Source organism: Mesotoga sp. HF07.pep.5.2.highcov, assembly GCF_003666285.1.
GTDB classification, from domain to species: Bacteria; Thermotogota; Thermotogae; order Petrotogales; family Kosmotogaceae; genus Mesotoga; species Mesotoga prima.
The window spans coordinates 1-5,515 of the sequence record NZ_JFHJ01000700.1 but is presented as its reverse complement, the minus strand read 5'-3'; the positions used below and the strand labels follow the sequence as shown (position 1 = coordinate 5,515).

General features: G+C 50.0%; 6 protein-coding genes. 4 read left to right on the top strand and 2 right to left on the bottom strand.

Going from position 1 to position 5,515, the window contains the following annotated elements; translation table 11 throughout:
- Both BG32_RS14945 and BG32_RS14940 read left to right on the top strand, forming a co-directional pair.
- A partial coding sequence (locus BG32_RS14945) for a TIGR00341 family protein (protein ID WP_121527068.1) occupies positions 1–877 on the top strand: 877 nt, incomplete at its 5' end.
- A 70-nt stretch (positions 878–947) separates the two neighbouring features.
- Positions 948–1,271 carry a cupin domain-containing protein gene (locus tag BG32_RS14940; RefSeq protein WP_006490169.1) on the top strand — a complete coding sequence of 108 codons (324 nt, stop codon included), beginning with the start codon at positions 948–950 and terminating at the stop codon, positions 1,269–1,271.
- Between the two features lie 82 nt (positions 1,272–1,353).
- On the opposite strand, the gene BG32_RS14935 is transcribed toward BG32_RS14940, so the two are convergent.
- Positions 1,354–2,385, bottom strand: a complete 1,032-nt coding sequence (locus BG32_RS14935) for a GNAT family N-acetyltransferase (RefSeq protein WP_006490167.1) — start codon at positions 2,383–2,385, stop codon at positions 1,354–1,356.
- Positions 2,386–2,392: 7 nt separating this feature from the next.
- A complete protein-coding gene (locus BG32_RS14930) occupies positions 2,393–4,342 on the bottom strand; it encodes a S9 family peptidase (RefSeq protein ID WP_121527067.1) in 1,950 nt (649 codons plus the stop codon).
- 98 nt (positions 4,343–4,440) lie between these two features.
- Between BG32_RS14930 and BG32_RS14925 the strand changes: the two genes are divergently transcribed.
- Both BG32_RS14925 and BG32_RS14920 read left to right on the top strand, forming a co-directional pair.
- Positions 4,441–5,043, top strand: coding sequence for a pyroglutamyl-peptidase I (locus tag BG32_RS14925; RefSeq protein ID WP_121527066.1), 603 nt, complete (start codon positions 4,441–4,443; stop codon positions 5,041–5,043).
- Positions 5,040–5,515, top strand: a 476-nt coding sequence (locus BG32_RS14920) for a nitrilase-related carbon-nitrogen hydrolase (protein ID WP_310793905.1), incomplete at its 3' end; no start/stop codon positions are given. The genes BG32_RS14925 and BG32_RS14920, both read left to right, overlap by 4 nt.

Genomic DNA, 5,515 nt, shown 5'->3' with positions numbered 1-5,515 from the left:
CGAGAACAGCGAGAAAATCCTCGACTCTCTCGAGCAGCGCTTCACCCAGGATGAATCCTTCAGGGCAATACTCTTTCAGGTAGAAGCCTCGCTTCCAAGAGCTCAAGAAGAGGAAAAAGAAGAAGAGAAACAGGCTACGGAAGAGGAGAAGAAGCCCGAGAAGGAAATCTTCAAGCGGATAAGCAGAGAAGAGCTTTATCACGACATCTCGGAGATGATCTCGAACGACGCGGTAGATATAGCGATGATAGTATTGTCGGCCATCGTAGCTACGATAGGCCTTGTGAGAAACAGCCCCGCAATAATCATCGGGGCGATGGTGATCGCTCCGATGCTAGGGCCAAACGTCGCGCAGTCCTTTGCAACGACGCTCGGAGACTTCGGACTTCTCGCAAAGTCAGTGAGAACGAATCTGATCCGTATCGGGCTGGGCTTTGCCTTTGCTCTTGTTTTCGGGCTCTTATTCAGACTAGATTACACTACTAACGAGATAACCAGTCGAACAGTGGCCAACCTGGGCGACATTGTGCTGGCGTTCGCATCGGGAACGGCTGCTGCCCTTTCGATCAGCTCTGGGGTATCCACTTCGCTCATTGGGGTTATGGTAGCCGTTTCGCTTATGCCGCCGCTGGCTGCGGCAGGGCTGCTCCTCGGAAGCGGAAATATCGACGGATTCTCCGGAGCGATACTCCTGTTCTTCGTCAACATTGTCTGTATAAACCTCGCTTCAATCATAACGTTCAGACTTCAGGGGATAGAACCGCGCTCCTGGTGGGAAGCGAATAAGGCGGGCAAGGCTGTTAGGGTTACGATAATTGGCTGGGTAGTAGTCCTCGGGCTTCTGGCTCTCTCGCTATTCCTGAGCGAAGTCCTATGATACGGTAACATATGTTACCGATCGGGGCTCTTCGGTTTGCTAAGATAGTATTAACATTAGAGGCGAGGTGATGAAGTTGGTGAAGAGCTCAATTGAAAAGGGCAAAGTTGCACTTGACAGACCCGGACTAAAGGGCCGGATAATCTACGACAGAGAGAATGCGCAGGCGGTCGTCATTGACATAGCCGAGGGGATGGAGTTGGCCGAGCACAAGACACCTGTCGATGTTTTCATACTGGTGCTCGCCGGTAGAGGAATAATCACTATCGGCGGAGATAAGCATGAAGTAATGAAAGATGACATCATAGACAGTCCGAAAATGATACCGCACGGAATAGTCAACACCGGAGAAGAGACTTTGCGCGTTCTGGTAGTGAAGGCACCTCATCCATAGATATTAAGGCCGGGTCTAAGCATTTCCGACCCGGCCTCTCATTTACCAAGTCTTCAGTTCATCCGAAAAAAGAATTTTCAAGTTATATCGTCGGAGTTCTTATTATAGGTCTGCTTCCTCTATTTATGCTGTTTTTCTCATAGATCATTATCTCAAAGGGAATCCTGAAACTGAGAGGACCTACCGCACCCTTCATACTCCCGAGGCTCCTGTCCCTCGAAAAGTTTATCAGCGTTATGCCCTCTTCCCAGGCGCATCTATGGATCTTTCTTACGATCTTTCGCGCGCTTCGGATATCTTCCCAGCCGAAGAGAAGAACGTCCCAGGACCTCAATCGCTCGTTCATTTTCGGGATCCTCACCAGCGGTGAAATAGTCCCCTGAGCGAGCAGTTGAAAGGCCCTCAACCCCTTTGAAAGGCGTGTGATTCCAAAGTCCTGCTCGCCGCTCGTGTCGAGAACCAGGGCGTATGCACCTTCAGTCTTGAATAACCTCAATCTCCTCTCTGTAACCATCACTTCGAAGGCCTTAGTACCTTGAAGAAGAAGGTCATGATCCTTCTCGAGAGGTTTGTAAAGGTCCAAAATCGTTTCCAGGTCGACCTCCCTTTCCACAAAAACCGACTTCTCCTGAGAGGTCTTCCTAACCGGGCAGGCGTAGAAGTCCAGAGTCGCCGTAGTGGAGAAACCCATGTGCTCGAGAATCTTCTTCGAGGCGGTGTTGTCGGCCTTAACCGAGGCATATCCGAAATCGAAATCCGTGGGGCCAAGAAGATTCTGCAGTTCCTGAATGATCGACTTCAGCCAGCGGGCGACTTTCAGCCTGTATTGCGGGTTCGTCCGAAGCCCAAAGAGATATATGCCCTTTTTGATCTCTCCGTTGACGATCAGGTTGTCGATTCCAACACCGATACATCCGATGATGTCATAGGCGTTTTCGGCAATCATAATGAAACCTTCTTCGAAGTACTTCAGTCTTCCAAAGAAGTCCTCTCTGAATGCAACTAGCCAGATGCTCCCCTCCTGAGCCGACTCTCGCTCGATCTTGAGGAGCTTTTCGTTGTCATCGATTGAGGCGAATCTTACGTGGATGTTTCCTGCCTTCTTGTTTTCCATCAACGGCTCATATCTTCAGATGGGAATCGAACCATTCCAGTATTGCCTTCAAACGCTTTTCTCTGTGTATGGGAAGGCCGCCTCTGGAAAGCTCGTGGTTCTCCTTCGGGAAAAGCACCATTTTGGCCTCTTTGCCTAGATATCTTAACGCAGTAAAAAACTGCATCGCTTCGGGGACCCAGCATCTGTAATCTTCAAGGGAGTGAATGAAAAGAATAGGAGTGACGACGTTGGGCGCCGACATTAGAGGTGACTGCCTTAGATAACCCTCGAGGTTGTCGAAGAAATCGCCTCCGGTCTGGTCGCTTGCAAAGAAATATCCTATATCCGTAGTGCCGAAGAAGGAAATCCAGCTCGAGATAGACCTCTGGGAGACGGCCGCCTTGAAGGCGTCAGTATGTCCTACAATCCAGTTTGTCATGAAGCCGCCGTATGAGCCCCCGGTGACACCGAGCCTCTCCTCGTCGACGAAATCGCACTCATTTATCACGTACTCGACGATTTCCATTATGTCTTCGAAATCCCTTTCCCCGTAATGCCCCCTTATATCGGCGAAGTCGGTTCCGTAACCGGCGCTTCCCCTCGGGTTACAGTAGATAACTGCATATCCTTCGGAGGCCAGAGTCTGAAACTCATGTATATATCCGCCGCCGTATGCCGTCTTTGGCCCTCCGTGGATCTCCACTACGGCCGGGTATTTCTTCCCTTCCTCGAAGTCTACCGGCCTCATTATCCAGCCTTCGATCTTTTGCCCATCTGAGGCCTCCACTTCGAAGCTCTCCGGCTTCGACAGCTTGATACCCTTCATCCACGAGTTGAAGCTCGTGAGTTTCTTCTTCTTGCCTTTGACAAGAGAGTAGATCTCCAGTGGCTCTGTCGTGGTCATCTCTGAAAGGAGAAGTTCCTCGCCTGCAACATCGAAGCAGTCTATGCTCCCCGAAGAGACAGCGATTTCCTCTACCTTTCCTTCTTTATCCATAGAAATCAGCTTTATCTGCGACCCGGCAGTTACCAGCGAATAGAGCTTTCCTTCTACAACCTTCATGGAAGTGTTTGGCGAGACACCCCTCACATCGCTGTTCAGGCTGTTGCCGAAGTACAGGTCCATTTCCCTGGCAAGAGTAGTAAGAGTGAAGGATTCCAGATCAACGTGGACTATGAAGGGATTGGTTGGGAAGCCCTTTTTGAAGTCTGTCGCGACGGCGAAGAGTTCGCTAACGTCTGACCACTCGCAATGATAGAAAGAGAGACTGTCGTCACCGATTCTCTTCGCAGTTTCACTCTGCAAATCGAGGAGGTATAGACTGCTCCATATCGGCCTCTTCTCCCTGTCTTCGGTTGTTATTACCGCGACGCTCTTTCTCTCGGGAGATAAAACGATGCTTTCGATATCACCTCCGACGGCCGTAATCGGTTCCATCTTTCCATTTTCGAGTTTCATCTTATATAGATGGCCCACTCTGTTCTCGGTGAATCCAGCGCCGTTAGAGACAAATGGTATTCTGTCTATTTTGTAAACCTTCTTCTCTGGCGGCTCGTCTTCTTCGATCTTCTCGGGATCTTCCCCGGGGGCATGCTTCGTTATGAAGAGAATCGTCTCCGAATCGATCCACGAGACAGAGGAGAATCCTCCTTTAAGAGTCTTCACCAGTCTGCTTTCACCGCCCTCAAGAGGCAGAAGATAAAGCCCGGTTCCTTTAGCCTCCTTGTCTCTCTTCGAGACAAAGAGAATGCTCTTGCCGTCTGGACTTACGACGGGAGAACCGTCCTTCCCGCCCCGGGTCAGCTGACGGACTTCTTCATTCTTCATGTTGCCCAACCAGATGTTGCTTTCGTACTGATTCTCCTTCTTGTTCATCGTCTTTCTTACAAAGACAAAGTTTTCCCCATCGGGAAAGATGTGAAGATCGCCCACAGCGGAGTATTTGTAGAGATCCTCAAGCTTCAGCTTCTTCAACTAGATCACCCCTTTCAGAATCATTCTACCAGAATGACGGCTTTTCATTCTCGACTTCCTTATGATGCTAAAATTATAGGGAATGAGAGGTGTAAAAGATGATACTCGTGACCCATTTCGACCCCTTCGGGGGAAGTAAAATAAACGCTTCGCAGATAGTCGTGGAGCTTCTAGCGGATATCAGGGAAGGCATTGAGCTCATGAGCCTCCCAACGGTCTTCGACGACTGCTTTTCTCGACTGGAGCTGCGGCTCCTAGACAACGTCCCGGAGGCGTTGATCATGGTCGGCCAGGCGGCCGGGAGATCTCTCGTTACTCCAGAGAAGATTGCGATCAACTGGAAGGAATCCGCGACTCCAGACAACAACGGATTCATTGCGACCGGTGAGAAGATAATTCCTGCCTCGCCCGACGCATACTTTTCGAGGCTTCCGGTCGACGGGATCGTCTCGAAACTTAAGGACGAGGGTCTTCCCATCGAGAAGTCTTTCTCGGCAGGCGCATTTGTCTGTAACTACCTCTTTTACAGGTGTATGGACTTTCTCACGAAGAGAGCCATAAACATCCCTGCCGGGTTCGTACATATACCGTGCATTCCCGAACAGATTGGTCCGGGAGAAGAGAGACCTGCGGTAGAGGCGGAAGTCTCGGCTAGGGTCCTTTCGAGGGTAATAGATCTTGCAGTGGAGGAGAATAGATGAGAATAGGCGGCGTTCCTCTCAACATAGTATGGGAGTCTCCAGAGATCAACATGAAGATAATCGAAAGAGTTTTCGCCGGGGCCTCGGAGGCAGGTGTTGAGCTAATTGTTTTTCCCGAAACTACCTTGAGCGGGTTCACTAATAACGCCGAAAGAGCTTACGTGAAAGATGCGTGTGGTTTCTTCAGAAAGCAGGTAGATCACTGGGGTATTCCGGCAGTTTACGGCTTTATAGACAGAAGAAACTCGAAGTTCTACAACTGCGCGGCTTTTCTCGCCCCGGGTTCGGAGCCTTTGATCTACCGGAAGAGAAAGTTATTTTCGTACGGAGGGGAGAATATCGTTTACAGCCCCGGTGACACTAATCTCTCTTTCGAGATGAAAAACATACACTTCTCTCTGAACATCTGTTACGATCTTCGTTTTCCGGAGCTCTTCAGGGCCAACTTGCCTGCAGAGGTCATGATAGTGAT